Origin of the sequence: Halobaculum sp. MBLA0143 (assembly GCF_041361465.1) — an archaeon.
GTDB lineage: Archaea > Halobacteriota > Halobacteria > Halobacteriales > Haloferacaceae > JAHENP01.
Genome location: NZ_JBGKAC010000001.1, coordinates 2,156,227 through 2,181,344 on the forward strand (window position 1 = coordinate 2,156,227; position 25,118 = coordinate 2,181,344).

Consider the following 25,118-nt stretch of genomic DNA (forward strand, 5'->3'; position numbering starts at 1 on the left):
ACTCTCGCTCTCGTGATACGGGCCGACAGCCGCTCTACACCCCGGGAACACGGGCTTTATCACTCGACCACAGAAACCCCACACAGGATGGTCGAAGCGGTTCGTCTAGAACGGATCACGAAACGATTCCCCGGCGTGGTCGCCAACGACGAGGTGACTCTCTCCGTAGAGCGCGGCTCCGTCCACGCCCTGTTGGGCGAGAACGGAGCGGGCAAGACGACGCTGATGAACGTCCTCTACGGACTCTACCGGCCGACCAGCGGGAGCGTGTACGTCGACAGCGAGGGGCTGGCGACGGACACGGGTGGGACGGTGGAAGCGAGCCCTCGGTCGTTCGACTCACCGCGGGACGCTATCGACGCCGGCGTCGGGATGATCCACCAGCACTTCATGCTGGTCGACACGATGACGATTGCGGAGAACATCACACTGGGCAACGAGCCGACGAAGTGGGGCGGACTCGCGGTCGACCGGGCGGCCGCGAGAGAGGCCGTGCGCGACCTGTCCGAGCGGTACGGCTTCGACGTGGACCCGACCGCGCTCGTCGCGGACGTCTCCGTCGGCGTCCAACAACGGGTCGAGATCCTGAAGGCGCTGTACCGGGGGGCCGACGTGTTGATCTTAGACGAGCCGACCGCCGTGCTCACGCCACAGGAGGTGACGGACCTGTTCGAGGTGTTCGAGGAACTCACCGCGGCCGGGAAGACGATCATCTTCATCACACACAAGCTGGGCGAGGCGATGGAGGCCGCAGACGACGTGACCGTGCTGCGCGACGGAGAACACGTCGGCACGGTCGACGCGAACGCGACCACCCGCGAGGAGCTGGCGGAGATGATGGTCGGTCGCGGGGTCGTGATGGAGACACAGACGCCGACGGTCGACCACGGTGACCCGACGCTGTCCGTCTCCGACCTCGTCGTCGAGGACGACCGCGACGTCCGGGCGGTCGACGGGGTCGACCTCACGGTCCGGGAAGGGGAGATCCTGGGCGTCGCCGGCGTCGACGGCAACGGCCAGTCGGAGCTGATCGAGGCGATCACCGGTCTCCGGACGCCCGAGACCGGGAGCATCAGTCTCGCCGGCCGCGACCTCTCGGACGTGTCGCGCCGGGAACGGGCCCGCGCCGGGATGGCGTACGTCCCCGAGGACAGACAGGAGCGTGGGCTCGTGATGGAGTTCGATCTGACCGCGAACGGTCTGCTGGGGAGCCAACACGACGAGCCGTTCTCGGCGGACGGCCGGATCGACTGGCGGCACACTCGGGAGCACGCCGAAGACATCCTCGAGGAGTACGACGTGCGGCCGCCGGACCCGGAGGCGACGGCAGAGTCACTGTCGGGCGGCAACCAACAGAAGTTCGTCGTCGGCCGGGAGGTGTCCCGGGAGCCGAGCTGTCTGATCGCCTCCCACCCGACCCGAGGGGTCGACATCGGCTCGACGGAGTTCATCCACGACCGACTGATCGACCTCCGGGGAGAGGGGACGGCCGTGCTCCTGGTGTCGTCGAAGCTCGACGAGGTACGCGGACTCTCCGACCGGCTGGCCGTGATGCACGACGGCGAGGTGGTGGACGTGGTCGACCCGGACGCGGTGACCGAAGAACAGCTCGGCCTGCTGATGGCCGGCGAGGAGCCGACAGACACCCCGGCCGCGGCGTCGGTCGAAGAACGCGACGACACGGTCGCCGCCGGGGAGGTGGCAGATGAGTGACGACAGCCTCCGGGGGCGCGTCGAGACCGTCCTCGAACGACTGACGAGCGCGTCGGCCCGGGAACGGTTCGCCATCTCCGTGTCGGCGTTGCTCCTGTCGGTGGCGGTCGGCGGGCTGTTGATCTACGGCGCCGGGCTCGTGACGACCTGTCGGCGGGTGGCGTTCCTGGGGTCGTGTTACGACCCGTTGGTCGTGTACGACGAACTGTTCCTGCGGTCGTTCGGCGACGCGCTGGCGAATCCGACGAACGGGAAGGTGGCGACCACGCTCGGCGAGACGACGATTCTCGTGCTCACGGGGCTGTCGGTCGCGGTCGCGTTCAAGGCCGGCGTGTTCAACATCGGGACACAAGGGCAGTTGGTCGTCGGCGCGCTGGCGACGGCAGTCGTCACCTACGCCGTCTCACAGACGGTCTCCGGCACGGTCGGGACCCTCGTCACGCTGCCGATCGGCGTGTTGACCGGCGCCGTGTTCGGCGGGCTGTACGCCGCCATCCCGGGTGCGCTGAAGGCGTACGCCGACGCCAACGAGGTGATCACGACGATCATGCTCAACTTCGTGGCCACCAACCTCGCTCTGTTCGCCGTCCAGGCGGAGTTCAAAGACCCGGAGAGCTTCGCCACCCAGACCCGGACGCTACCGGAGTTCGCCCAGTTCCCTCGGGTCGTGTTCCCGGAGACGGCGGACTTCTCGATCGTCGCGTTGGCGCTGGCGGTCACGCTCGCGTTCGCGGCGGCGTACCTGCTCGCGGCGACGGCGTTCGGCTACGACGTGCGGACGAGCGGGCTCCAGCCGCCGGCCGCGGAGTACGGCGGGGTCGACGCCAAGCGGACGGTCGTGGCCGCGATGACGCTGTCGGGCGCGCTCGGCGGCATCGGCGGCGCGGTGTACGTGATGATGAAGCTCGGTAACTTCCAGACGAGCGTCCCGGCGTACGGCTTCGACGGTATCACCGTCACGATCCTGGCCGGCAACAACCCGATCGGCGTGCTCGCGGCCGGACTCCTCTTTGGGGTGTTGAAGTCCGGTTCGATCAACGTCAGCGTAGCGACGGACGTGCCCCCGGAACTGGTCGGCGTCATCCGCGGGCTGATCGTCCTGTTCGTGGCGATGCCGGAGTTCTTCCGGCTGCTGGGCCGCCGGTACGTGAGCGACGACGACGACGCCGGCGTCGCCGTCACGGACGGCGGACGGCCGACGGGAGACGGCGACACCTCCGGCGGGGGTTCGGGATCGACCGCCGACGCCGACGCTTCCGACGGCGGCCCACCGACGGCCGCCGACGCTTCCGACGGCGGCCCACCGACGACCGCCGACGCTTCCGACGGCGGCCCACCGACGGCCGCCGACGCTTCCGACGGGGGTGACGGCTCGTGAGTGAGACACCGACACCGTCCGGCGACGACGGGGACGGGTGGATCACCGCCTGGCTCGCCGACGCCGGGGTGACGGAGTATCTCGGGCTGTTCGTGGCCGCGGTCGTGGCCGTGACGCTCGTCTTCGGGCTGGCGGTGCCGTCGTCGCTGCCGGGTGCGGTCGTCGCCATCCTGCTGTCGGAGGGGACGCTCGCGGCGACGCTCCGCCGGACGGTCCCCATCGCGTTCGCGGCGCTGGGCGGCATCTTCGCCGAGAAGTCGGGCGTCATCAACATCGGACTGGAGGGGCTGCTCATCATCTCGGCGTTCGTCGCGGCCGCGGGCGCCCACTTCACCGGCAGCGTCTGGCTCGGACTCGTCGCCGGCGTGGTGGCGTCGATGCTGTTGGCGCTGTTGTTCGCCGTGGCGTGTATCGAGTTCCGCGCCGACCAGATCATCGCCGGGCTGGCGATCTGGCTGATCGCGCTCGGGCTGGCGCCGTTCGCCTCCGTCGTGATCTTCGGCTCGAAGAACACCCCCACCATCGACTCCTTCGGGACGCTCACGCTGCCGGTACTGTCGGAGATCCCGGTGTTGGGGGCGTTGTTCGACGCGTCGCCGACCGTCTACCTCCTGTTCGTCGCCGTCGTGGGGTCGTGGTGGCTCCTCAACCGGACGACGTTCGGCCGGTGGGTGCGCGCGTCCGGCGAGAACCCGGAAGCGTTGGACACCGCCGGCGTGGACGTGGCCCGGGTGCGGTACGCGGCGGTGCTCCTGTCCGGCTTCCTCGCCGGCGTCGGCGGCGCGGCGTTGTCGATCTCGCTGCGCGCCTTCACCGGCAACGGCCCGACGATGGTCAACGGCCGCGGGTTCATCGCCATCGTGGCGTACCTGTTCGGCAACTACGACCCGATCGGCGCGCTGCTGTCGACGATGCTGTTCACGTCGCTCACCCAACTCCAACTGGAGCTCCAGGCCAGCGGCGTGTTGGCCGTGCCGGGGTCGGTCGTCCGGACGATCCCGTTCCTCACCGTGATCGTGGTGCTCGCGTTGTTCGGGAAGACCCGGATCCCCGCGGCCGCGGGCGACCACTTCGAGTCCGGCGAGGAGTGACGAGTCACCGGGCTGGACGCCGGGCACGACCCCCGTCCGGTCGCCACCGCCCGGTCGCGCGCCGACACAAGACGTATGCCGTCGGTCGGTGACGCCCCGTCCGTGTCCGACCACACGCTCTCCCGTCGTCGCGTCCTCGCGACGGTCGCCGCCGTCGCCACCGGCGGTTGTCTCGACGCCGGCACGTCTGGGCCGGGAGCGACGGCCGCCGACACCGACGCGCCGCCGTCGGAGGCGGACCCGACGGACTCGACGAACTCGACAGACTCGACGGACCCAACGGGCTCGGCGGATCCGACGTCTACACGCTCGGCGTCTGCGACGCCGCCGCGCGCGGACGTGGGTCCGGACTGGCCGGCACCCGACGCCACGACGACCCCGGGGTACGGGGCAGAGCCGACCGCGACCGCAGCCGTCGGGGACCCCGAGCGGCGACCGTCGGGGATGGAGCCACACGGGGTCGTCGTCCGGAACGCGGCCGGCGGCACCGCGACGGCCGACGACACTACGACGACCGACGGTGCCGCGACCCGGATCACGACCCGAGTCTGGCGCGACGGGACGCGCGTCCTCGCCCGTACCGACCCGCTGGCCACGGGGGAGTTCCTGCGCGTCACGCTCCGAGAACCGGGGGGGTACCTCGTCGCCGTCCGGGCGGCCCCCGACCGCCGGGGCGTGGTCGTCTCGAACCGCGACCGGACGTGGTTCGACTGCAACGCGTCGACGACGACGGTCGAGGCCCGGCCCGAGGGCTACGCTCGCGGGTACATCACGACCTCGCTGGCGTGCGTGACCCCCGAGTGACCGGGCGACCGGGCGACGAGACGGGAGTGTGGGCCCGGGGCTGCCGACCGGCTTGACAAGAGTTTTGCCCGGGCGGTGGCCAGTTCCTGCCAATGAGTACCACCTACGAGCCGGACGTCGCGGTGGTGGGCGCCGGCACCGTCGGCTGTTACGCGGCCGCGACGGTCGCGGAGGCGGGACTGGACGCCGTCGTCGTCGAGCGCAAGCCCGAGTCGGAGGCCGGCCACATCGCGTGTGGCGACGCGCTGAAGGGGGCCGCCAACTTCCCCGACGCCATCCCCAAGTCGCAGATCGAGTCGGCGTTCACCAACACCGGCGTCGACCACGGCCGGTTCGAGATCCCCACCGAGGACACCACCCTGGAGATCCCCGTCCCGGGTGAACTCGCCGTGATCGACCGGCTGGAGTACGGCCGGAAGCTGATCGAGGGCGCCGAGCGGGCCGGTGCGGAGTTCCACTACGACACGGTCGTCCAGGACGTGTTACAGGACGACGACGGCACGGTGACGGGCGTCCGTGGGAAGTCCGGCGGCGACGTGGTCACCTACGACGCGGAGATGGTGATCGACGGCGCCGGCGCGCTGTCCATCCTCCAGGACAAGGCCGACCTCCGCGACACCACCTTCGACACGAACGTCTCCTTCCAGCAGTTCTGTTCCGCCTACCGCGAGGTAGTGGAGGTGCCGGAGCCGGTGGAGTACGACGACGCGCTCGTGTTCAAGCCGACGGAGCGGGCAGCGGGGTACCTCTGGTACTTCCCGCGGACGGACACGGAGATCAACGCCGGGCTGGGGTTCCAGATGACCGAGGAGCCGATGAAGCTCGTGGACGACCTGAAACGCGACATGCAGAGTCGGGCGGAGTTCGCCGGCGCCGAGGTGAAAGACAAGCTCGGCGCCTCGCTGCCGACCCGTCGGCCGTACGACTCCGCGGTCGCGCCGGGGTTCCTGGCCGCGGGCGACGCCGCCGGCCACGTCAACCCGACCACCGGCGGCGGAATCGCCGGCGCAGCCTACGCTGCCACCTACGCCGCCGAGCAAGCCGTGACGGCGATCTCCGAGGGGGACGTGAGCGAGCCGAACCTCTGGAACTACAACGAACGGGTGATGGACCACTTCGGCGCCCGCTACGCCGGCTTGGACGTGTACAACCTCCTGTCGACGGCCGTCGACGTGGACGAACTGATGGGGCTGCTGGCGGCGCTGCCGGGCGAGAAGCTCGCGGAGGCGCTGTACTCCGGGAAGGCATCCGTCGGCCTCCGGCTGGCGCTGAAGACCGCCTACGAGAGCTACGGCCACTGGAGCCAGATCTGGGAGTTCTACAAGACGAAGCGGACCGCCGAGGACCTGATCGACCACTACGGTCGCTATCCGGACAGCCCGGAGGACTTCGCCGGCTGGCAGAACACCCGCGACGCGCTGATGGAGGACGTGTACGAGGTGACGGGCGCGGAGCCGAAGTACTGAGCCGAGTCAGTCGGCACCATCCCGGAACCGTTCAAGTGGAACGTCGGCCACCTCGTCGTAGTCGTCGTCACCGCCGACGACGAGCACCGCACCGAGTCGTTCTGCGGTGGCGAGCGCAACGGCGTCGCCGAGAGCTGGACTGTACCGGAGCACGTAACGGCAGTCTGCCGCCAGACACCGTCGGTGTCGACCGGTTCGACACCGATGGTGACGAGCCAATCGAGGTACTCGTCTTAGTGCTCGGTCGTGGTTTCGTGCGAGGACGCACCGTACTTCGGCGATGGTTGTTTGACTCGCGTAGCCACCTCTATCACCCGACTCAACCGCGTTGAGCAGTTTTGCGACGTACTCCGCACCGAGTTCGTCGTCGGCGTGCGCAATCAGAGGCTCCGCGTCGAACACCAACGGCCGATTGCTCGTCGGTGTCCTCGAACTTCGCCTCCCGATCGGGTACGTCTTGTTCGCGTTTCTCCTTGAGCAGGTCGGTCGCTCTCTTGTCTCCGTCCGTCTCCGAGCCTGCGCGTGCCGTGAACCCTCGCATCTCGTCGGGCGACGGAACCGGCTCGACGACAGTTTCACCATCGTCGGTCTCTCTGAACGACACTCTCCCCGGGGTGTCCAGCCCTAACCGGTCACGGAACCGCTTCGGGATCGTCGCCTGTCCGTGTTTGCTCACAGAGACAACTTCTTTGACAGAGCTGTTCTTACATTCAGAGTCACTCGTGTTCTCGAGTATAGCGTAGAGTCTGAATAACTGTTTGCCAGAGCACGTCGCCGGTACGTTCGTCTACCGAATTCGGTCAGTCAGACTCTGCTCACGACAACACCCGTCCCGACACGGAACGCTTTAGCCGCCCGTGGCCGCAGGATTTGCCAACAGATGACCGGACAGCCACGAGGTGGTCGCCCGTGACGATGGACGACCGGATCGAAGAGCTCCGGGAGCGACGGAGCGAGGCGGAGAAAGGTGGCGGCGAGGAACGCATCCAGTCACAACACGACAAAGGGAAGCTGACCGCCCGGGAACGGATCGACTACTTCCTCGACGACGACACCTTCCACGAGTTCGACCAGTTCCGCAGCCACCGCACCCACAAGTTCGGGATGGAGGAGAAGCAGTACCCCGGCGACGGCGTGGTGACGGGCTACGGCGAGGTGAACGGTCGGAAGGTGTTCGTGTTCGCCCACGACTTCACCGTCCTCGGCGGGTCCCTGGGCGAGGTGTTCGCCGAGAAGGTGTGTAAGGTGATGGACAAGGCGATGGACGTGGGGGCGCCGGTGATCGGGCTGAACGACTCTGCCGGCGCGCGCATCCAGGAGGGGGTCCAGTCGCTGGCGGGGTTCGCGGAGATCTTCCGGCGCAACACGGAAGCGTCGGGCGTGATCCCGCAGCTGTCGGCGATCATGGGGCCGTGTGCCGGCGGCGCCGTCTACTCGCCGGCGATCACGGACTTCGTCTTCATGGTGGAGGACACGAGCCACATGTTCATCACCGGGCCGGACGTGATCGAGACGGTCACGGGCGAGCAGGTCACCTTCGAGGAGCTGGGGGGTGCCAACACCCACGCCAGCACCTCCGGAGTGGCCCACTTCGCGGAGCCGTCGGAGGAGGACGCCTTGGACGACATGCGACGGCTCCTGTCGTACCTCCCGCAGAACAACGTCGAAGACCCGCCGCGGGTGGAGCCGTGGGACGACCCGGAGCGGCGCGACGACGCGCTGAACGAGATCGTCCCCGACGAGCCCCGGAAGCCGTACGACGTGACGGACGTGATCGACAGCGTCGTCGACGAGGGCTCCTTCTTCGAGACCCACGAGCGGTTCGCGCAGAACCTCGTCACCGGGTTCGCCCGGCTGGACGGCCGGTCGGTCGGGCTCGTCGCCAACCAACCCCGGGTGAACGCCGGCACACTCGACATCGAGGCCAGCCAGAAGGGGGCGCGGTTCGTTCGCTTCTGTGACGCGTTCAACGTCCCGATCGTCACGTTCGTCGACGTGCCGGGGTTCATGCCCGGGACGGATCAAGAGCACGACGGGATCATCCGTCACGGGGCGAAGCTGTTGTACGCCTACAGCGAGGCGACGGTGCCGTTGCTCACCGTCATCACCCGGAAGGCGTACGGCGGCGCCTACGACGTGATGGCGTCGAAACACATCGGCGGCGACGTGAACTACGCCTGGCCGACGGCGGAGATCGCGGTCATGGGCCCGAAGGGTGCCGTCAACATCCTCTACGACGAGGAGCTCGAGGCCGCAGACGACACGGAGGCGCGGCGCGACGCCCTGATCGAGGAGTACCGCGAGGAGTTCGCCAACCCGTACACCGCCGCCGACCGCGGGTTCGTCGACGACGTGTTGGAGCCGACCGACACCCGGCCGCGACTGATCGACGACCTGGAGCTGCTGAACAGCAAGCGCGACGAACTGCCGGACAAGAAACACGGCAACATCCCGATCTGATGAGCGAGGACGACAGCGAGCCGGCGACGCTCGCGGACGCGCTGACGCTGCCGGCGGACGCGACGGCAGACGAGACGGCGGCGATCACGGCCGCCGTCGGCGCTCACATCCGCGATCAGGCGGCCGCCGCGGCCGCGGCCGAAGCGTCGGGTGACGACGAGGAGACCTGGGACGACCGTCGGTGGCGCTTCGCCGGCCGGGCCCAGGCGCTCCAGGGCCGTGCCGCGCGGGCTCCCGACGGCGCTCCGGCGGACGCCTGGACCGCTTCGGGCCGGACGGATCGGTTCTGACCGTGTGAGCGGGCCTCGGAGGGTCGTGAGGCTCGTCGCCGGGGGGAGCCGACGAACCGAAACGGCCAACTCACCCAGTCCGTTACCCGGTCGCGTGCAGAACGTCACGGACAGAGTGTCGAACCCGTTCGGCTTCCGGCCGGACTGTGAACGGTTCGTCCCGGGGTACGGCGACGCGAACGCCGACTTCCACGTCGTCGGCGACCACCCGAAGGCACACGGCGGCGTCGACACGGGCGTGCCGTTCACCGGCACCGCCGCGGCCGAACGACTCCAGGACACTCTCCTGCGGGCCGGGCTGTTGAAGACGACCGGCGACCGCCCGACCGTCGCCGACGCGTACCTCTCGTACCTCCACCTGTGTGTCCCCGAGGGCGACGAGCCGACGGCGGCGGCGTACGCCGACGCGGAGCGGTTCCTCGACACGGAGGTACGGGCGATCACCGCCCACGTCCTCCTGCCGGTTGGCCAGCGGGCGACGCAGTACGTTCTCGACAACTACACCGCCCGGGCCCGGACGGTCGACGAGGAGTTAGACGGGCTCCACGCGACGGAGGTCCGGGGCGCCGGCTGGCTCGTCTTCCCCGTGCGCGACCCACGGGAGTGGGCGGACGGCGACGGCGACGCGCTCGTGGACGCGCTGACGCGGCTCCGTCAGACGGACTACCGTCGGGAGTCGGATCTGGGGCGGTTCCTCCCGGGCGACGACCCGTACCGAGTGCGGTGAGCCGTCGAATGCGAACGCTCTTGTCGGCCGGTCGCACACGTCGGGTGTGAAGCGGATTCGGCTCCACAACTCCGAGTTCGAGGGCGAGAACGTCGTCTACGTCTTGGACGACGGGACGGAGACGGTGCTCGTCGACGTCGGTGCCGCAGAGGAGGCGGTCCGATCCGACCTCCGGGCGGGACTCGCGGAGATGGACCGGGAGCTCGCGGACGTCGACGCGGTGTTGCTCACACACTGGCACTACGACCACTGTGGACTGGCCGGCGAGGTGCAGGCCGCGTCCGGGGCGACAGTGTACGCCCACGAGGCGGACGCCGGGCTGATCGCCGGGGGCGAGGGCTCACCGTTCGACGACCCCGACGAACGGGACGAACGACTGACCGGGTGGGGTGTCCCGGGCGACGCCCGCGAGGAGCTGTCGGCGTTCGTCGACACCCACCTCGACCTCGCCGGCGAGTCGGTGGACGTGACCCCCCTGTCGGACGGCGAGGAACTGACGCTGGCGGGTGTCGATCTCACCGCCGTCCACCTCCCGGGTCACGCCGCCGGGCTCGTCGGGTTCACCGCCGCGAACGAGGATTTAAACGCGACGCTGGGCGACGACACCGTCGAGACGGGCGGCGACGGCGCGACGGCGGCGTTCGTCGGCGACGCGATCCTCCCGCGGTACACCCCGAACGTCGGCGGCGCGGACCTCCGGCTGTCGGAGCCGTTGGGGCAGTACGTCGACAGTCTGCTCCGGCTCGCCGACCTGGCGCCGGCGGTCGCGTACCCCGGCCACCGCGACCCGATCACCGACCCACGCGGGCGGGCGCTGGAGATCCTGGAGCACCACCGCGACCGCACCAGCCGCGTGGTCGACGTGTTGGCCGAGCGGGGACCGTCGACGCCGTGGGCCGTCTCCGCGGCGTTGTTCGGCGACCTGTCCGAGATCCACATCCTCCACGGCCCCGGCGAGGCGTACGCCCACCTCGCGCACCTCGCAGCCGCCGGCGTCGTCGCCCGCGACGGCGACCGCTACGAGCTCGCCGTCGACCCCGAGACGGTCGCCGTCGCGGACCTGTTCCCGACCGCCGACTAGTCCTCACTCGTCTCCGTCGCCCGCTCGCGGGGCGTCCTCGCTCGCTCGCGGAGGTACAGTACGACGACCACGACGAGCGCCCCGACGAGCAACGGGACGACCGGTGACAGCCCGTCTCCCTCACCGTCGTCGCCACCGGGTGCGGCCGTCGGGCTCCGGGTTGCCGTCTGCGTTCGTGCCGTCGTCTGCGTCCGTGCCGTCGTCTGCGTCCGTGCTGTCGTCTGCGTCCGTGCTGTCGTCTGTGTCTGCGTCGCAGTCGGTGTAGCCGTGGTGGTCGGCGTCTGGGCCGCGGTCGGGGTCTGCGTCGGGGTCTGTGTCGGAGTCGGGGTCGGTGTCACGACCGCGACGGAGCCGACCGGCCGGCCGTCGACACCGAACGTCCGTCGGCCGGGGCGTCCCGGTTCCCGGACGAACCGGACGGTCGCCCGGCCACGCTCCCGGACGGTGACGCGCCGGGTTGCGACCAGGCTCCCGTCGACCCGGAGCCGGAGCCGTCGGGTCGCGTCGACGGAGTGTCGGTTGGCGAGCGTGACGTTCACCTCGATCGACTCGCCGACGCGGACCCGTCCCTGGCTCAGCTCCGTGGCGACGATCTCCGGCTCGGCGGTCGGGACGCTCCCGACGGCGAACACGGACAGGCCCGGCGAGACCGCGCGGAAGCGGTGGTAGTCACCCTCCCGGCCGACGTGGACCGCCTCCAGGTCGTCCCACTCCCGCTCGTGGAGTCGGAACAGCGTCACCTCGTCGGGAGCGACCCCGGCGTCCTCCAGCCTGTCGGCCGCCACTCGGAAGCCGAAGGTGACGAAGCCGATCTCCTCGTCGGCGACGGAGTGGTTCACGACGAGGTAGCCGACCACGGCCGGCGACGGCGGACCGTCCGCGGCCGCGTCGTCGCCGGCGACCGTCCCGTTCGTAGCCGCCCCGTCCCCGCCAGTCGTGTTGCCCGCAGTCCCGTTCTTCACACCGTCGACGGTCGTGTTACCGGTCGTCCCGTTCGTCTCGTCCCCGACGGTCGCGTTGCCCGCAGTCCCGTTCCCGCCCGGTCCGTCGCCGGTCGTCTCGTCGCCCCCGACGGCGACGCCCGGCGGCGCCGCCGTGGAGATCGTCGTGTCGACGCTGTAAGTGGTCTCGTCGACCGACAGCCCGATCTGGTCCACGACGACCGTCTCGGACGCCGAGCTGGTGTCGACACCGACCGTCACTCGTTCCGTCGGGGTCGCGTCCGTCACGTTCACGCCGACGCTCTGGTTCGATCGTCTGGTGACCGTCACGTCCGCGGCGGCGTCACGCTCGTCGGCCGTGGCGTTGCTCCCGCCGCCGAACCCGTCCGTCGCGTCGGCCCCGCCGGCGTCGTTCGCGCCGTCGGGACCGTCGGTGGCTCCGTCGTCGCCCGGCTGTGGCGGCGGGCTGATCCCGGCGGGGGGCTGGCCGCCACCGTCGTCGCCGCCGTCGTCGTCACCGGGGACGAGGCTGAATCCGCCGCCACCGCCGCCGCCACCACCGTCGCCACCGCTCCCGACGGAGACGGCGACCACCTCGCGGTACGTCACTGTAGTGCCGTCGTCGTCTGTGAGCCGTTGGACCTGGACGGCGTAGCTGCCCGCCTCGGCGTTCGGCAGCGTCGCGGTGTAGGTGTACGGGCCGTCGCCGGTCTCGGTGAACGCCACGCGCCGGAGCGTCGCCTCCGACGCCCCGGTCAGCCGGACGGTCAGGACGTGGAGCCGCTCGTCGCTGTCCAGCCGCACCCGGACGCCGCCGGCGTCCGTCGCCGTCGCCGTCAGCCCGCTCGGCTCCGGTACCGTGTCCACCGTCACGTTGTCCGTCCGAACTGTCCGGCGGTTGCCGAGTCCGTCGGCGACGACAGTCGTCGCGTTGGTGACCCCCTCGCTGTCCGGGGTGGGCGCGGTCACCGTCAGGGTCGCCGTGTACCGCCGGCCCGTCCTGGTCACTGTCGGGTCGGGTGCCCCGAGCCCGGGCGCAGAGACGTTCACGGTCGCCACGCGTGTCGCGTCCGTGACGTTCACCGCGATCCGGACGCGGTCCCCGTCCGCGACGACGCCGTCACCGTCCGTCAGATCGCGGATCGAACGGTTCGCCGTCGCCGGCGGCGTCGTGTCCAGTTCGAGCCCGCCGACCGACCGGGTGCGCCGTTCGCCGGCCGCGTCCGTCGCCACGAACTCGACCGTGACGCCGCCGTCCGGGTCCGCCCTCGTCGCGTTCACCGTCGCGTTCGCGGTGTAGCCCCCCGTCTCGTCGGGAGTGAGTGTCACCACGCCCGCGCCGACGGCCGTCAGGTTCGCACGCACCGTCGCCACGCCGCTCGCGTCTGTCGCCGTCGCGGCGACCCGGACGCGGTCCCCGTCCGCGACGACCCCGTCCTCGTCGCCGTCGGTGACGACGAGTCCCGACAGCGTCGGCGCCGTCGTGTCCAGCGTCAGGTTGCCCTCGCCGTCGGCGACCCGGCGGGTCGACAGTCCGGCGTCGTCCGTCGCCCGGATCCGGACCGCGCGTTCGCCGTCGGCGGCGGCCGCACCGGCCCGTACGTTCGCCGTCGTCGTGTACACGCCGTCGTCGTCCGGGTCCGTCAGCGCGACCACGTCGCCGCGGCCGAACGCCGAGAGGTTCGCCGTCACGGCCGTCACTCCGGCGGTCGCGTCCGCGACGGCCGCCCGGACGGTGAACGACTCGCCGCCGCCGACCAGCCCGTCGTCGTCCGAGTCCGTGACGGTCGCCTCGACGGTCGGCGCCGTCGTGTCCAGCGTCACCGTGTCGGTCACGGTCGTCGTCTTCCCCTCGGCGTCCGTGACGGTCGCCGTCACCGTCGCCGGCCCGTCGGCGAGCCCTCCCGTGTCCACCGGAACGGTCGCGGTGTAGTTGCCCGCGCGCCTCTGGAGTCGGACCGTCGACTCGTTGCCGACCGCCGACAGGTCGGCCGTCACCGTGTCGACGCCGCTCGTGGCGTCCGACGCCGTGACGTTCACCCGCACCCGGGAGTCGTTCGTGACGAAGCGTCCGCCGGTGACGGCCCGGACGACCCCGGTCGCGGTCGGCGCTGCGGTGTCCAGGGGCACCGTCGCCGTCGCGGTCTGGGTGTTGTTCGCCCGGTCGCGCACCCGGACCGTCACCGTCCGGGGGCCGCTCCCGCCGGCGGCGTCGCCGTCGGCCGTCACCGTCCGACTGTACACCCCGTCGTCGTCCCCGTCCGTCAGCCCGACCGCGTCGCCCGCGCCCACGGCCGACAGGTCTGCCGTCACGTCGCCCGTGTCGATCCCGGTGCCGTCGTCCGTCGGCGCGACCACGACCGTGAGCTTCTCCCCGTCCGTGAGCCCGCCGTCGCCCTCCTCGGTCGTCAGCGTCGGCGTCGGAACCGTCGGCGCCGTCGTGTCGACCGTCACCGTCGGCGTCCGCCGGGTCGTCTGGTCGACCCAGTCCCGGACCGTCACCGGGAGTTCGACCGTGCCCGTCGCCGCCGTCGCTGCGTCGACGGTCGTCGTGACCGTCACGCTCCCGTCCGTCGGGGTGCGGGTGACCACGCTCCCGCCGACGCGAGTGAGATTCACCCGGACCGTCTCCACGCCCGCCGTGGCGTCGCTCGCCGTCACCTGGAGCGTCAGCGTCTCGCCGTCCCGGACCCGGTCGTCGTCGCCGTCGCCGTCCGTGACCGACAGCCCGGAGACAGTCGGTGCCGCCGTGTCCAGCGTGACCGTCGCCGCGGTCGTCGTCGCCAGCCTGGCCTGGTCTTCCCCGGTCACGTCGACCGTCACGTCACCGTCCGGGTCCGCGTCGTCCGCGTCCACGCTCCCCTGGCCCGTGTACGTCCCGCCGCCCTGGTGGGTGAGCGTCACCGTCCCGGCGCCGAGCGGGCCGAGGTCGGCCGTCACGCGCCGGACGTTCGACCCCGTCCCGTCGACGGTCGCCGTCACCGTCACCGTCTCCCCGTCCGTCGCGTTGGCGTCCGTCTCCGCGCCGGTCGTCACGGTCACGCCCGACACCGTCGGCGGGGTCGTGTCCAGTCGGACGGAGCCGCTCGCGTTCGTGACCGCGTTGCCGGCGCCGTCCGTCGCCGTCGCCGGCAGCGAGACCACGCCGTCCGACGGCCCGCTCGCGTCCACCGTCACCGTCCGGTCGTACACCCCGTCGTCGTCCCCGTCCGTCAGCCCGACCGCGTCACCGCCACCGATCCCGGTCAGGTCCGCCGTCACGTCGACGCCGGTCGGTCCCGGGTCGGTCACGGTCGCGCGGACGGTCACGTCCGCTCCGTCGCGGACCACCCTGTCGCCGTTCGCCTCGTCGACGACTGTCACCGACGACACGGTCGGCGGCGACGCGTCGACGGTGAGCGAGCGCGAGCCGTCCGTCGCGTCGTTGCCCGCGGTGTCGACCGCCTCCACCTCGACCGGAGTCGTGCCGTCCGTCGGGTCGCCGTCCGACCCGACCGTCACCGTCCGGTCGTACACCCCGTCGTCGTCCCCGTCGGTCAGTGTCGCGGCCGTCGTCGAGACACCCAACGCCGTCACCGTCGCGTCGGTCAGTCGGACGGTCTCGACGGAGCGGTCGTCCGAGACCGTCGCTTCCACCGTCACCGTCTCGCCCGCCCGGACGCGGCCGTCGTCCCCGTCGCCGTCCGCGACCGTCACCGCCGACACCGTCGGCGGCGTCGCGTCGACGACGACGGCGCCGGTCGTCGCCGTCTCCGTGTTCGTCTCCACGTCTTCGACCGTCACGTCGGCCGTCTGTGCCCCCTCCGTCGCTCCGGGTTGGACCGTCCGCACGACCGTGTAGTCGCCGTCCGCGTCCGGCGCCCCCAGACTGACCGTTCCGAGCCCGAACGCCGACAGGTCCGCCCGCACCGCGTCGACGCCGCTCGTGGCGTCGCTGGCGTCCACCGTGACGCGCACGTCGTCGCCCGGCCGGACGACTCCGTCCCCGTCCCGGGGCGTCGGGTCGCCGTCGTCCGCCTCCGCGAGCGCGACCGCGTCGATCACCGGCGCCGTCGAGTCGAGCTGGAGCGAGTCCTGCGAGGTCGCCGTCCGCGACTGCCCTTCTGCGTCCGTCACGGTCACGTCGACCGTGTACTCCCCGTCGCCGGCGGCCGCGGACTGTCGGACCGACCGCTCGACAGTGTACTCCCCGCCCGCGAGCGTCGCCGGCACGGCGTCGCCCAGCCCGAACGCGGAGAGGTTCACCGTCACGCCGCTCACGCCGGTCGCGTCCGCGGCGTCGACGGTGACGTTCACCGTGTCCCCGTCGCCGACCGCGCCGTCGCCGTTGGTCGCGTCCCGGACGCCGACCTCCGCGACCGTCGGCGGACCGCCGTCGAACACCGGCCCCACTTCCGACGTCGTCCGTCGGTTGGCCGTCGCGTCCGACGCCGAGACCGACACCGTGTCGGCACCGTCCGTCCCGGTCGCCGCCGAGTCCTGGTAGCCGTAGTCGTCACCCCCCTGCGGCGAGAGAGTGACGGTCCCGAGCCCGTACGCCGACAGGTCTGCCGTCACCGTCGCGTCGACGACGCCGCTGCGGCCGTCCGTGACGGTCACCGTCACCGTCACCCGCTCGCCGGCGACCACGCCGCCGTCGGCGTCCTCGTCGGTCACGGACAGCCCCGACAGCGTCGGCGCCGTGTCGTCCACGATCACCGACGCCGACCCGGTCGCCGTCTGGCCTTCCGCGTCCGTCACGGTCACGCCGACGGTCGCCGTTCCCGAGCCGACGCTCCCGACCGTGACCGTCGTCTCCGGGTCCCCGTCGCTGTCCGTGTCTGTCAGCGTCACGTCCGCGCCCCCGCCCAGCGCCGACAGGTCCGCCCGCACGCTGTCGACACCGCTCGTGGCGTCCGTCGCGGCCACCTCCACCGTCACCTCGTCGCCCGGACTCACGTAGCCGTCCCCCTCCGTGCCGCCGTCCGTCTCCGTCTCGGTCGGCGTCACGCGTTCGACGGTCGGCGCCGTCAGGTCGACGACGGTCTCGGCTGTCTCTCCGTTCGACACGTCCGGGTCCGGCTCCGTCCGGTCGCGCGCCTCCGTCAGTGTCGCCGTCACGTCACCGTCGCCGGCGAGCGAGACGGTCGCCGTGTAGACGTTCCCCGGCGACTCCCCGAACGTCGCGTTGGCGACTGCCGTCGTCGTCCCGTCGCGGTCGACGGTCGCCGCCACCGTCCCCAGCCGCTCGGACGCCTCCACCTCGACCGTGACCGCCGGACTCCCGGGGGTGGAACTGTTGATCACCTCGAACCGCTCGATCGCCGGCGGGCGGTCGATCCGGACGCTCCCGGCCGACTTCGTCTGCTCGTTGTCGAGCCCGTCGCGGAGCGTCACCGGAACCGAGTACGTGCCGTCCGGGTCCGCGTCCGCCGTGTCGACGGTCACGCTCGTCTCGTAGGTGCCGTCGTCGTCTGCGTCCGTCAGTTCGACCGTCGAGCCGGCGCCGAGCGCCGACAGGTCCGCCTCGACCCGGTCGACGCCGGTGGTGTCCGACACGCCCGTGGCCGTGACGGTGACCGTGTCGCCGTCTGTCACCGGTCCGCCGCCCGAGACGGACACCGACAGCGACGACACCGACGGCGCGGTCGTGTCGATCCCGAGACTGCCGGTCCGTGCGGTGTCGGCGTTCGTCGGCGACGCCGTGTCCTCGGCGGTGAGCTGTACGTCGTGCGCCCCCTCCGTCACACTGCCCGCCGAGCCGACCGTGATCGTCGCGGCGTACGTCCCGCCGCCCTGGTCCGTCAGCGTGACCGTGCCGGCACCGAACGCCTCCGTGTCCACCGTGACGTTCGCCACGTCGGTGGTGGCGTCGAACACCCCAGTCGCCTCGACGCGAATCTGGTCGCCCGGCGCGACCGTGCCGTCGACGCCGTCGTTCTCGACGTCCGACAGGGTCGCGTTCGCGGCCGTCAGGACCGGTGGCGTCGTGTCGACGACAGTGTCGTCGACGACGTCGGTCGTGTCCGCGCTCCCGCCGCCGCCCGTCTCGGCCGTCCCGAGGTCCACCGTGTAGTCGCCGTCACCGCCGAAGTTGGTCGCCTGGAACGTCGCCTCGTACGTGTACGGCCCCGTGCCGCTCTCCGAGAAGTCCGCCTCGTTCAGAACACCCTTGAACCCGCCCTCGTGCTCGATCGACGCCTGAATCTCGCTCAACTGCTGGCTGCTGTCGAACGTCACCCTCACCGTGTCGGCCGTCGGGTTCGTCACGGCGTACTCGGAGACCGTCGGGCCGGCCAGGGCGTTCGCGGCCACCGGCGGCGCGCCGTCCCCTCGTTCGTCGCCGGGCGCCGCTGGTCTTACCCCGTCGCCGGGCGGCACCCCCGTCCCGACCCCGTCGTCGGGCGGCACCCACGTCTCGACCTCGTCGTCGGGCGGCGCTGGCCCTACCCCGTCGCCGGGCGGCACCCCGACGGACAGCCCCGCCCCTCCGGCGACCACGACGACCGCGAGCAGCACCGCCACGAACGACTGGGCGTCCGTTCTCCCGAGACTGGTCATACTACCACCTACCGTCTCACGAACGGATTTAATCCCCACGGAGTGAATACGGACGGGGGAAACCGGTCGGCGGGGTGGCGTTGGGGAAGACATAACCCCGAACCGGACGGAGACGGGAACATGATCGACGAGACGGTCGCCGAAATCCGCGAGATGCAGACCCACTCCTCGTCGGTGGTCGCGGTGAAGGCGACACGCGCACTGGAGGAGCTCGTCGACCGCGAGTACGTCACGCTCGAGGAGTTCGACCGGGACCTGGAACACAACGCCGGCGTGCTCCGGCGGGCCAACCCCTCACACGCCTCGCTCCACCGCGCGATGCGGGACATCGTCGACCGGGTGGCCGGCGAGACGGCGTCCGTCGCGGAGGCGCGCGAGCTGTTGGCGAGCGTGGTCGACGACGTCGCAGAGCGGATCCAGGCCGGCAAGCGCGAGGCGGCCGCGACCGCCGCCGAGACGTTCGTCGACGGAGAGACCGTGTTCACCCACGACTACTCCTCGACCGTGTTGGAGGCGATGGAGACGGCCGTCTCCGAGGGGGTCGACCTCACCGTGTACGTCTCGGAGGCGCGGCCCCGCTACCTCGGCCGGAAGACCGCCCGCCGGCTCGCCGGGATGGACCCCGTCGACGCCCACCTTCTCGTGGACGCCGCCGCCGGACACGTCCTGGGCGACTGTGACCGGGTCGTCCTGGGGATGGACTGTATCGTCGGCGACAGCTACTACAACCGCGTCGGCACGTTCCCGGTCGTCGCCGCCGCCGACCGGCTGGGCGTGCCGGTGGACGTCGTCGGCTCCGGGACGAAGGTGGTCGCGGACGGCTTCCGGTTCGAGAACGAGTTCCGGCCCCCGTCGGAGGTGATGCGCGAGCCCGTCGAGGACATCGAGATCGAGAACCCCGCGTACGACGCCACGCCCGTCGATCTCGTCGACCGGGTGGTCACGGACCAGGGCGTCCGGGAGCCGGAGGCGATCCGTGAGTGAGACGGACGACCCCGCTCGGACGGGGGACCTGCTCGACGGCGTGAACGTGGCTTTGGGCGTCACGGGGTCGATCGCCGCGGTCAAGACCGTCGAACTGGCCCACGAACTCCGGCGACACGGCGCGGCCGTCCGGGCGGTGACGACGGACTCGGCCGAGGGGATACTCCACCCATGGGCGTTGGAGTTCGCCACCGAGCGCCCGGTCGTCCGGGAGATCACCGGGGCGGTCGAGCACGTCGAACTGTGTGGCCGGGACGGCTGGGCGGACGTGCTCCTGATCGCGCCCGCGACGGCCAACACCGTCGGGAAGATCGCGGGGGCCGTCGACGACACCCCGGTGACGACGTGTGCGACGACGGCGCTCGGCGCCGGCGTCGAGACGGTCGTCGTCCCGGCGATGCACGAGCCGATGTACGACCACCCGGGCGTGCTCGACGCCCTCGACCGCCTGGAGTCGTGGGGCGTCCGGTTCGTCGACCCCCGGATCGAGGAGGGGAAGGCGAAGATCGCCGCCGCGTCGGCAGTCGTCACGGAGGTCGCCCGCGCCGCCGGCGACCGTCCGCTCTCCGGCCGCCACGTGGTCGTCACCGCGGGCGCGACCAGCGAGGCGGTCGACCCCGTCCGGGTGTTGACGAGCCGGGCCTCGGGCAAGACCGGCCGCGCAGTCGCCCGGGCCTGCCGGGCGGCGGGCGCCGAGGTGACGCTGGTTCACGACGGCGACGACGTGCCGTGGGCGGACTGCCGGCGCGTGGAGTCGGCCGCCGAGATGCTGGCGGCCGTCCGGGATGCCGTCGGGGGCGACGCGGGCGACGGCAACGACACAGGCGAGAGCAGTGACGCAGGCGACGGCAACGACACAGGCGAGAGCGAACCGGCCGCAGACGCCCTGGTCTCGGCGGCAGCGATCTCCGACTACACGGTCGCGGCCGCAGACCAGAAGATCCGTTCCGGTCGGGAGTCGCTCACGCTGGAGTTGGAGCCGACGCCGAAGCTGATCGACGAGGTCGCCGCGGACCACCCGGAGCTGACGGTCGTCGGGTTCAAAGCCGAGACGGAAGGCGACGACGACGCGATGGTCGCTCGCGCCCGCGAGACGATGCGCCGCGCCGGGCTGGCGTTCGTCGTCGCCAACGACGCGAGCGTGATGGGCGACGACGAGACCCGGGCGTTGGTGGTCCGGGAGCCGGGGGCCGCCGAGCCGGTCGCGGAGTTCACCGGCACGAAGGCGCGGCTGGGGACGCGGGTCGCCGCGGAGTTGGCCCGCGAGCTCTAGTCGCGGCTGCTCACGCCCAGCAGTCGGTAGATCCCACACCGCGAGGTGAGACCGTTGGCGAGCAGGCCGACGGACGCGACGCCGAGGTAGGCGGCGTACCGTCCCGGGGCGGCGACGCCGTCGAACAGGACGGCCAACGCGGCCAGCCCGGCGACGGCGCCGAGCACGATCCGGAGGCGGCTGTCGAGTGAACTCAGGTTCTTCTGCACGAACGGACCGAGGGGCTGCAGCGACGAGAGTGCTTCGCTCGGGTGGGTGAGAGTAGTCAGTCACCGTCTGCGGGCGGCTTCGGTCCGCCGCCGCAGTCAGTCCCCGTCTGCGGACGGCCTCGCCCCGCCGCCGCAGTCAGTCACCGTCTGCGGACGGCCTCGCCCCGCCGCCGCAGTCAGTCACCGTCTGCGGACGGCCTCGCCCCGCCGCCGCAGTCAGTCACCGTCTGCGGGCGGCCTCGCCCCGCCGCCGCAGTCAGTCCCCGTCTGCGGGCGGCTCCGGCTCGCCGTCGCGGTGGCCGGGCCACCGCACGCCGGCTTCGAACTCGACGCCCATCCGTTGGGCGGCCCGGGAGATCAGGTGCCCGCCGGTCGGCGCCGTGACGAACAGGAACAGGATCGTCACGAGCGCCTTCAGCCCCTCGCCGGCCGGCCCGAAGTACACCCACGCCGCCAGCGCGATGGAGGCGGCACCCAGCGTCGACGCCTTCGAGGTGGCGTGGAGCCGGTTGTACACGTTCGGCAGCCGGAGCAGCCCGACCGTGCCGGAGACGAGGAACAACACCCCGACCGCCAAGAGCACGACGACGAGCAGCGAGCCGACGAGCCCGGGCGGACCCGTCGTGACGCTTCCGCCCGCCATCAGTGGTCACCCCCGTCGTCGCGTCCCCGTCCGTGTCGCTCGTCGCCGCCGCGGCCCGTCGTCGTGTCGGTGGTGTCGTGCATGGTGGGTGTCACTCGATGATGTCCCCGTCCGTGACGTATCGCGCCACGGTGACGGTGCTGATGAAGCCGATGATCGCCAGGACCAGTCCCACGTCGAGGAAGTAGCCCCGGCCCGTCGCCATCGCGTACACGACCGCGACGGCGACGACGTTCGTCCCGATCACGTCCAGCCCGACCACACGGTCCGGCGTCGTCGGGCCGACGATCACCCGGTAGCCCGCCAGGAGCGTCGCCAGCGCCGCGATCGCCAGCGCGACTGTCAGGATCAGCTCCAGCGTCACCGGTCCCGGAAGCGGGTCAGCCATCCGTCTCACCTCCGTCTCCGGCGGGGTCTGTGTCGCCGCCGGGGTCGCCGACGCGACCGCCGTCCGTCTCCGGCCGCGGATCGGGGACGGGGTCGCCCGGCTTCAGCTCCTCGTCGAAGATGGCGAGCGCGTAGTCTTCCCAGGTTCGGATCGGGTCCAGCACGGTCTCGCGGTCGGTGACGACGAGACTGTGAACGATCAGGGTGTTAGTGGCGGCGTCGTAGTCCATCGTGAGTGTTCCCGGCGTGAGTGTGATGCTGTTTGCGATGGTGGTGACGGCGGCGTCCGACTGGACGCGCAGGGGGACCTCCACGACCGCGGGGTCGATCGGCAGCGACGGCGACAACACGATCCGGGCCACCGAGAGGTTGGCGATCAACAGCTCCTTCAGGAACGTGGCGACGTACAGCAGGGCGTACGGCGCCACGCGGAGCGTCCGGCTCGTGACGGTGTCGCCGTAGAACCGTCGGAGTCCGACGGCGACCGGCAGCCCGACGGCCAGCCCGATCAACCCCTCCTCGGCGACCCGGGTGGCCGTCGGCGGCACGCCGCGGACGAACAGCCACAACACGGCCAGGAACACCGTGTTGGCGATCAGGCGTCGCATCAGTGTTCACCTCCGCCGGCCTCGACCGGCACACGCTCGGCGCCGAGCACGGCGTCGACGTAGCCCGCGGTGTCCGTCGCGGCGTCGCCGGCGGTCGCGGCCGCGTCGACGACGAACTCCGCGCCGACGCCGAAGCCGACGAGCGCGACCGCCAGCGATACCACCACGGCCACCTCAACGACCAACGTCCGACTCCCCGTCGTCGTGTAGCCGCCGTCGGCGGCCGCGCCCGTCGGGTCGGGCCCGCCAGCGCGCCACCGGTCGGGGACGAACGTCTCCACCCGCCCGGACGGGTCACCCCAGAAGACGGCGTTCCACGCCCGGGTGACGTACGCGATCGTGAACACGGCCCCGACGAGCGTCGCCGCGAGTCCGAGCCACGCGAGGGTCGCGGCGACGCCGCTCCCGGCGGCACCGCCGACGACTGCGACCCGGAACACGAGCAGCTTGCCGAAGAAGCCGACCAACGGTGGGACGCCGATCAGCGACAGGCCGCCCAGCAGGAACCCCGCCGCGAGCACGGGCGTCCGGCGGGCGAGCCCGCCCAGCTCCGAGAAGTCGGCCGACCCGACGGCGTCCCGGAGCGTGCCGACCACCAGGAACAGGAGCGCCTTCGCGATCGCGTGGTTGAACGCGTACACGAGCGCGGCGGCGACGCCGAACGCCGCCAGCGTCTCGCCGGGCGCCGACGCCGGGACGGCCGTCGCCGGCGCGAGCGCGACCACGCCCAACGGGACGATCACGAACCCGATCTGGGCGATCGAGGAGAACGCCAACAGCTCCGACAGTCGGTCGCGGCCGATCGCCGCGACCCCGCCGTAGACGGTGGAGGCGACGGCCGTGACGAGTAGGATCGGGCCGACGTAGTCCAACGCCGAGCCGTTGGCGTACTCCGCGGCCGCGAACACGGTGAAGAACAACCGGATCACGGCGTACACGCCCACCTTCTTCACCACGCCGGCGAGCACGGCCGTCACGGGGTCCGGGGCGGCGTCGTACGCCGCCGGCACCCAGAAGTGGAACGGGACGACCCCGGCCTTCAGCGCGAACACGGACAACAGCAGCGTCGCCAGCCCGAGCGTCGGCGCGACTGCGACGTCGTACGCCGCCGGGTTGGCGAGCCGTTCGGCCATCGCCGCCATGTTGAGTGTGCCGGTCGTGGCGTACAGCCCGCCGATCGCGACGAGCATCACCGCGCTGCCCAACAGGTTGAGCACGACGTACGACAGCGCCGCCCGGGTCTCGTCGGGACCGGACCGGAACACGACGAGCACGTAGCTGGCCATCAGCATCACCTCGAACCAGACGAACAGGTTGAACACGTCGCCGGTGAGGAACGCGCCCGCCACGCCGGCGATCATGAAGTGGTACAGCGGGTGGAACGAGAGGCGTTGGCCCTCCCGAGAGACGGACACGAGGGCGAACACGAGCGCCGGCAGCGTCACGACGCCCGACAGCGCCAGCATCGACGCCGACAGCCCGTCGGCGACGAACGTGATCCCGTACGGGGCCGGCCAGTTCGAGAGGTAGTACGGCAACACGCCCGACCCCTGGAGCACGACCCGTTCGAACAACAGCGCGACGGCGACGGTGTAGCCGACCCCGCCCAGCAGGCTCACCGCACGCTGGAGTCGGAGATCCAGGCGGGCGAGCAACGAGAGGATCGCCGTCGACAGCGCGATCAACACGGGCGCGACGACGAGCGGGTCGCCGGCGACACTCATCGCGGCTCACCCCCGTCGCAGGCGGCTGTGGCGGCTGTCACAGCCCCTCACCCCCGAGTTCGTACACGTCGATGGTGCCGTGTTCCTCGTACACCCGGTAGGTCAACACGAGCGCGAGCGCAGTCGTCCCGAAGCCGATGACGATGGCAGTCAACACGAGCGCCTGGACCAACGGGTCCGTCGGGGCCGCCGCCGTCCGGAAGTCGCCGATGGGGGCCGGGCCGAGGAACCCACCCATCGTGACGAGGTAGACGTTGGCCGACTGCGAGACGATAGCGACACCCCAGACGACACGCACCACGTCCCGCCGGAGGACGAGGTACGTCCCGAGGGAGAACAACGTCCCGAGCACGGCCGCGAGCAGCCACTGGGTCACTCCGAACCCACCTCCGAGACGATGGTGAGGAGTCCACCGACGACGGTGCCGTACACTCCGAGGTCGAACGCGAGAGCGCTGGCTACCTCTAGTTCACCGTACAACGGGAGTCCGTGGACGAACGCCACACCCTGGGTGAGGAACCCGGAGCCGGCGGCCATCGGGACGATCCCGCTGCCGGCCGCGACCGCGAGGCCGCCGGCGAACAGCCACCGGTACCACTCCGTCGCGCCGTGGCTGCCGTCGGCGGTCGGCGGCCCGATCAACAACCCCTGGAGGTAGTCCAGGCCGAACGTGACGTACACCAACACCGCGGCGGTCGCGGTCAACACCGCGCCGATGAAGCCGCCGCCCGGGCGGTTGTGGCCCTGGAACAACAGCGCCAGCGCCGTCACGACGATGATCGGCACGACCGCCTTGACG

21 protein-coding genes are annotated in these 25,118 nt (G+C 71.4%); 11 read left to right on the top strand and 10 right to left on the bottom strand.

The window, feature by feature from the left end; genetic code table 11:
• The first annotated feature begins 87 nt into the window (after window positions 1–87).
• The 5 genes from RYH79_RS11175 to RYH79_RS11195 all read left to right on the top strand — a co-directional run bounded on the left by RYH79_RS11175 (window position 88) and on the right by RYH79_RS11195 (window position 6,452).
• A complete protein-coding gene (locus RYH79_RS11175) occupies window positions 88–1,713 on the top strand; it encodes an ABC transporter ATP-binding protein (RefSeq protein WP_370899113.1) in 1,626 nt (541 codons plus the stop codon).
• Window positions 1,706–3,091: an ABC transporter permease gene (locus tag RYH79_RS11180; protein ID WP_370899115.1), complete on the top strand. Its 1,386-nt coding sequence runs from the start codon at window positions 1,706–1,708 to the stop codon at window positions 3,089–3,091. Before RYH79_RS11175 ends, RYH79_RS11180 begins: the two co-directional genes overlap by 8 nt.
• A 41-nt stretch (window positions 3,092–3,132) precedes the next feature.
• Window positions 3,133–4,182 (top strand): ABC transporter permease, encoded by a 1,050-nt coding sequence (locus tag RYH79_RS11185; RefSeq protein WP_370900872.1) that lies wholly within the window; start codon window positions 3,133–3,135, stop codon window positions 4,180–4,182.
• A 102-nt stretch (window positions 4,183–4,284) separates the two neighbouring features.
• Window positions 4,285–4,986 carry a RodZ family helix-turn-helix domain-containing protein gene (locus RYH79_RS11190; protein ID WP_370899117.1) on the top strand — a complete coding sequence of 234 codons (702 nt, stop codon included), beginning with the start codon at window positions 4,285–4,287 and terminating at the stop codon, window positions 4,984–4,986.
• A 92-nt stretch (window positions 4,987–5,078) separates the two neighbouring features.
• Window positions 5,079–6,452, top strand: a complete 1,374-nt coding sequence (locus RYH79_RS11195) for a geranylgeranyl reductase family protein (RefSeq protein ID WP_370899119.1) — start codon at window positions 5,079–5,081, stop codon at window positions 6,450–6,452.
• A gap of 6 nt (window positions 6,453–6,458) precedes the next feature.
• Here the strand turns inward: RYH79_RS11195 and RYH79_RS11200 are convergent, their stop codons facing one another.
• The gene (locus RYH79_RS11200) at window positions 6,459–6,854 is read right to left on the bottom strand and encodes a type II toxin-antitoxin system VapC family toxin (protein WP_370899121.1); all 396 of its coding nucleotides are present in this window, start codon (window positions 6,852–6,854) and stop codon (window positions 6,459–6,461) included.
• Window positions 6,772–7,128: an AbrB/MazE/SpoVT family DNA-binding domain-containing protein gene (locus tag RYH79_RS11205; RefSeq protein WP_370899123.1), complete on the bottom strand. Its 357-nt coding sequence runs from the start codon at window positions 7,126–7,128 to the stop codon at window positions 6,772–6,774. The genes RYH79_RS11200 and RYH79_RS11205 overlap by 83 nt, the downstream gene beginning before the upstream one ends.
• 239 nt (window positions 7,129–7,367) lie before the next feature.
• On the opposite strand from RYH79_RS11205, the gene RYH79_RS11210 reads away from it, so the two are divergent.
• From RYH79_RS11210 to RYH79_RS11225, 4 genes are all read left to right on the top strand, one after another.
• Window positions 7,368–8,912, top strand: coding sequence for an acyl-CoA carboxylase subunit beta (locus tag RYH79_RS11210; protein WP_370900874.1), 1,545 nt, complete (start codon window positions 7,368–7,370; stop codon window positions 8,910–8,912).
• Window positions 8,912–9,202 (top strand): DUF8022 family protein, encoded by a 291-nt coding sequence (locus tag RYH79_RS11215; RefSeq protein ID WP_370899125.1) that lies wholly within the window; start codon window positions 8,912–8,914, stop codon window positions 9,200–9,202. The genes RYH79_RS11210 and RYH79_RS11215 overlap by 1 nt, the downstream gene beginning before the upstream one ends.
• A 94-nt stretch (window positions 9,203–9,296) precedes the next feature.
• Window positions 9,297–9,929 (top strand): uracil-DNA glycosylase family protein, encoded by a 633-nt coding sequence (locus tag RYH79_RS11220; protein ID WP_370899127.1) that lies wholly within the window; start codon window positions 9,297–9,299, stop codon window positions 9,927–9,929.
• Between the two features lie 46 nt (window positions 9,930–9,975).
• A complete protein-coding gene (locus RYH79_RS11225; protein ID WP_370899129.1) occupies window positions 9,976–11,010 on the top strand; it encodes an MBL fold metallo-hydrolase in 1,035 nt (344 codons plus the stop codon).
• On the opposite strand, the gene RYH79_RS11230 is transcribed toward RYH79_RS11225, so the two are convergent.
• Window positions 11,007–18,491 (bottom strand): PGF-pre-PGF domain-containing protein, encoded by a 7,485-nt coding sequence (locus RYH79_RS11230; protein ID WP_370899131.1) that lies wholly within the window; start codon window positions 18,489–18,491, stop codon window positions 11,007–11,009. The genes RYH79_RS11225 and RYH79_RS11230 overlap by 4 nt on opposite strands.
• A gap of 120 nt (window positions 18,492–18,611) precedes the next feature.
• Here RYH79_RS11230 and RYH79_RS11235 point away from each other — a divergent pair, with 120 nt between their 5' ends.
• On the top strand, window positions 18,612–19,475 hold the full coding sequence (locus RYH79_RS11235; RefSeq protein WP_370899133.1) for an eIF2B alpha/beta/delta subunit family protein: 864 nt from the start codon (window positions 18,612–18,614) through the stop codon (window positions 19,473–19,475).
• Between the two features lie 28 nt (window positions 19,476–19,503).
• On the top strand, window positions 19,504–20,748 hold the full coding sequence (gene coaBC, locus RYH79_RS11240; RefSeq protein ID WP_370900876.1) for a bifunctional phosphopantothenoylcysteine decarboxylase/phosphopantothenate--cysteine ligase CoaBC: 1,245 nt from the start codon (window positions 19,504–19,506) through the stop codon (window positions 20,746–20,748).
• Here coaBC and RYH79_RS11245 read toward each other — a convergent pair.
• The 7 genes from RYH79_RS11245 to RYH79_RS11275 all read right to left on the bottom strand — a co-directional run bounded on the left by RYH79_RS11245 (window position 20,745) and on the right by RYH79_RS11275 (window position 25,105).
• Window positions 20,745–20,957 carry a YgaP family membrane protein gene (locus tag RYH79_RS11245; protein WP_370899135.1) on the bottom strand — a complete coding sequence of 71 codons (213 nt, stop codon included), beginning with the start codon at window positions 20,955–20,957 and terminating at the stop codon, window positions 20,745–20,747. The two genes, coaBC and RYH79_RS11245, sit on opposite strands and share 4 nt — an antisense overlap.
• A gap of 256 nt (window positions 20,958–21,213) precedes the next feature.
• The gene (mnhG, locus tag RYH79_RS11250; protein WP_370899137.1) at window positions 21,214–21,600 is read right to left on the bottom strand and encodes a monovalent cation/H(+) antiporter subunit G; all 387 of its coding nucleotides are present in this window, start codon (window positions 21,598–21,600) and stop codon (window positions 21,214–21,216) included.
• 91 nt (window positions 21,601–21,691) lie between these two features.
• Window positions 21,692–21,988, bottom strand: a complete 297-nt coding sequence (locus RYH79_RS11255; protein WP_370899139.1) for an MrpF/PhaF family protein — start codon at window positions 21,986–21,988, stop codon at window positions 21,692–21,694.
• Window positions 21,981–22,598: a Na+/H+ antiporter subunit E gene (locus tag RYH79_RS11260; protein WP_370900878.1), complete on the bottom strand. Its 618-nt coding sequence runs from the start codon at window positions 22,596–22,598 to the stop codon at window positions 21,981–21,983. The genes RYH79_RS11255 and RYH79_RS11260 overlap by 8 nt, the downstream gene beginning before the upstream one ends.
• A complete protein-coding gene (locus RYH79_RS11265) occupies window positions 22,595–24,319 on the bottom strand; it encodes a complex I subunit 5 family protein (RefSeq protein WP_370899140.1) in 1,725 nt (574 codons plus the stop codon). The genes RYH79_RS11260 and RYH79_RS11265 overlap by 4 nt, the downstream gene beginning before the upstream one ends.
• Before the next feature lie 37 nt (window positions 24,320–24,356).
• On the bottom strand, window positions 24,357–24,695 hold the full coding sequence (locus tag RYH79_RS11270) for a sodium:proton antiporter (protein WP_370899142.1): 339 nt from the start codon (window positions 24,693–24,695) through the stop codon (window positions 24,357–24,359).
• Window positions 24,692–25,105: an MnhB domain-containing protein gene (locus tag RYH79_RS11275; RefSeq protein WP_370900880.1), complete on the bottom strand. Its 414-nt coding sequence runs from the start codon at window positions 25,103–25,105 to the stop codon at window positions 24,692–24,694. The genes RYH79_RS11270 and RYH79_RS11275 overlap by 4 nt, the downstream gene beginning before the upstream one ends.
• Window positions 25,106–25,118 lie beyond the last annotated feature (13 nt).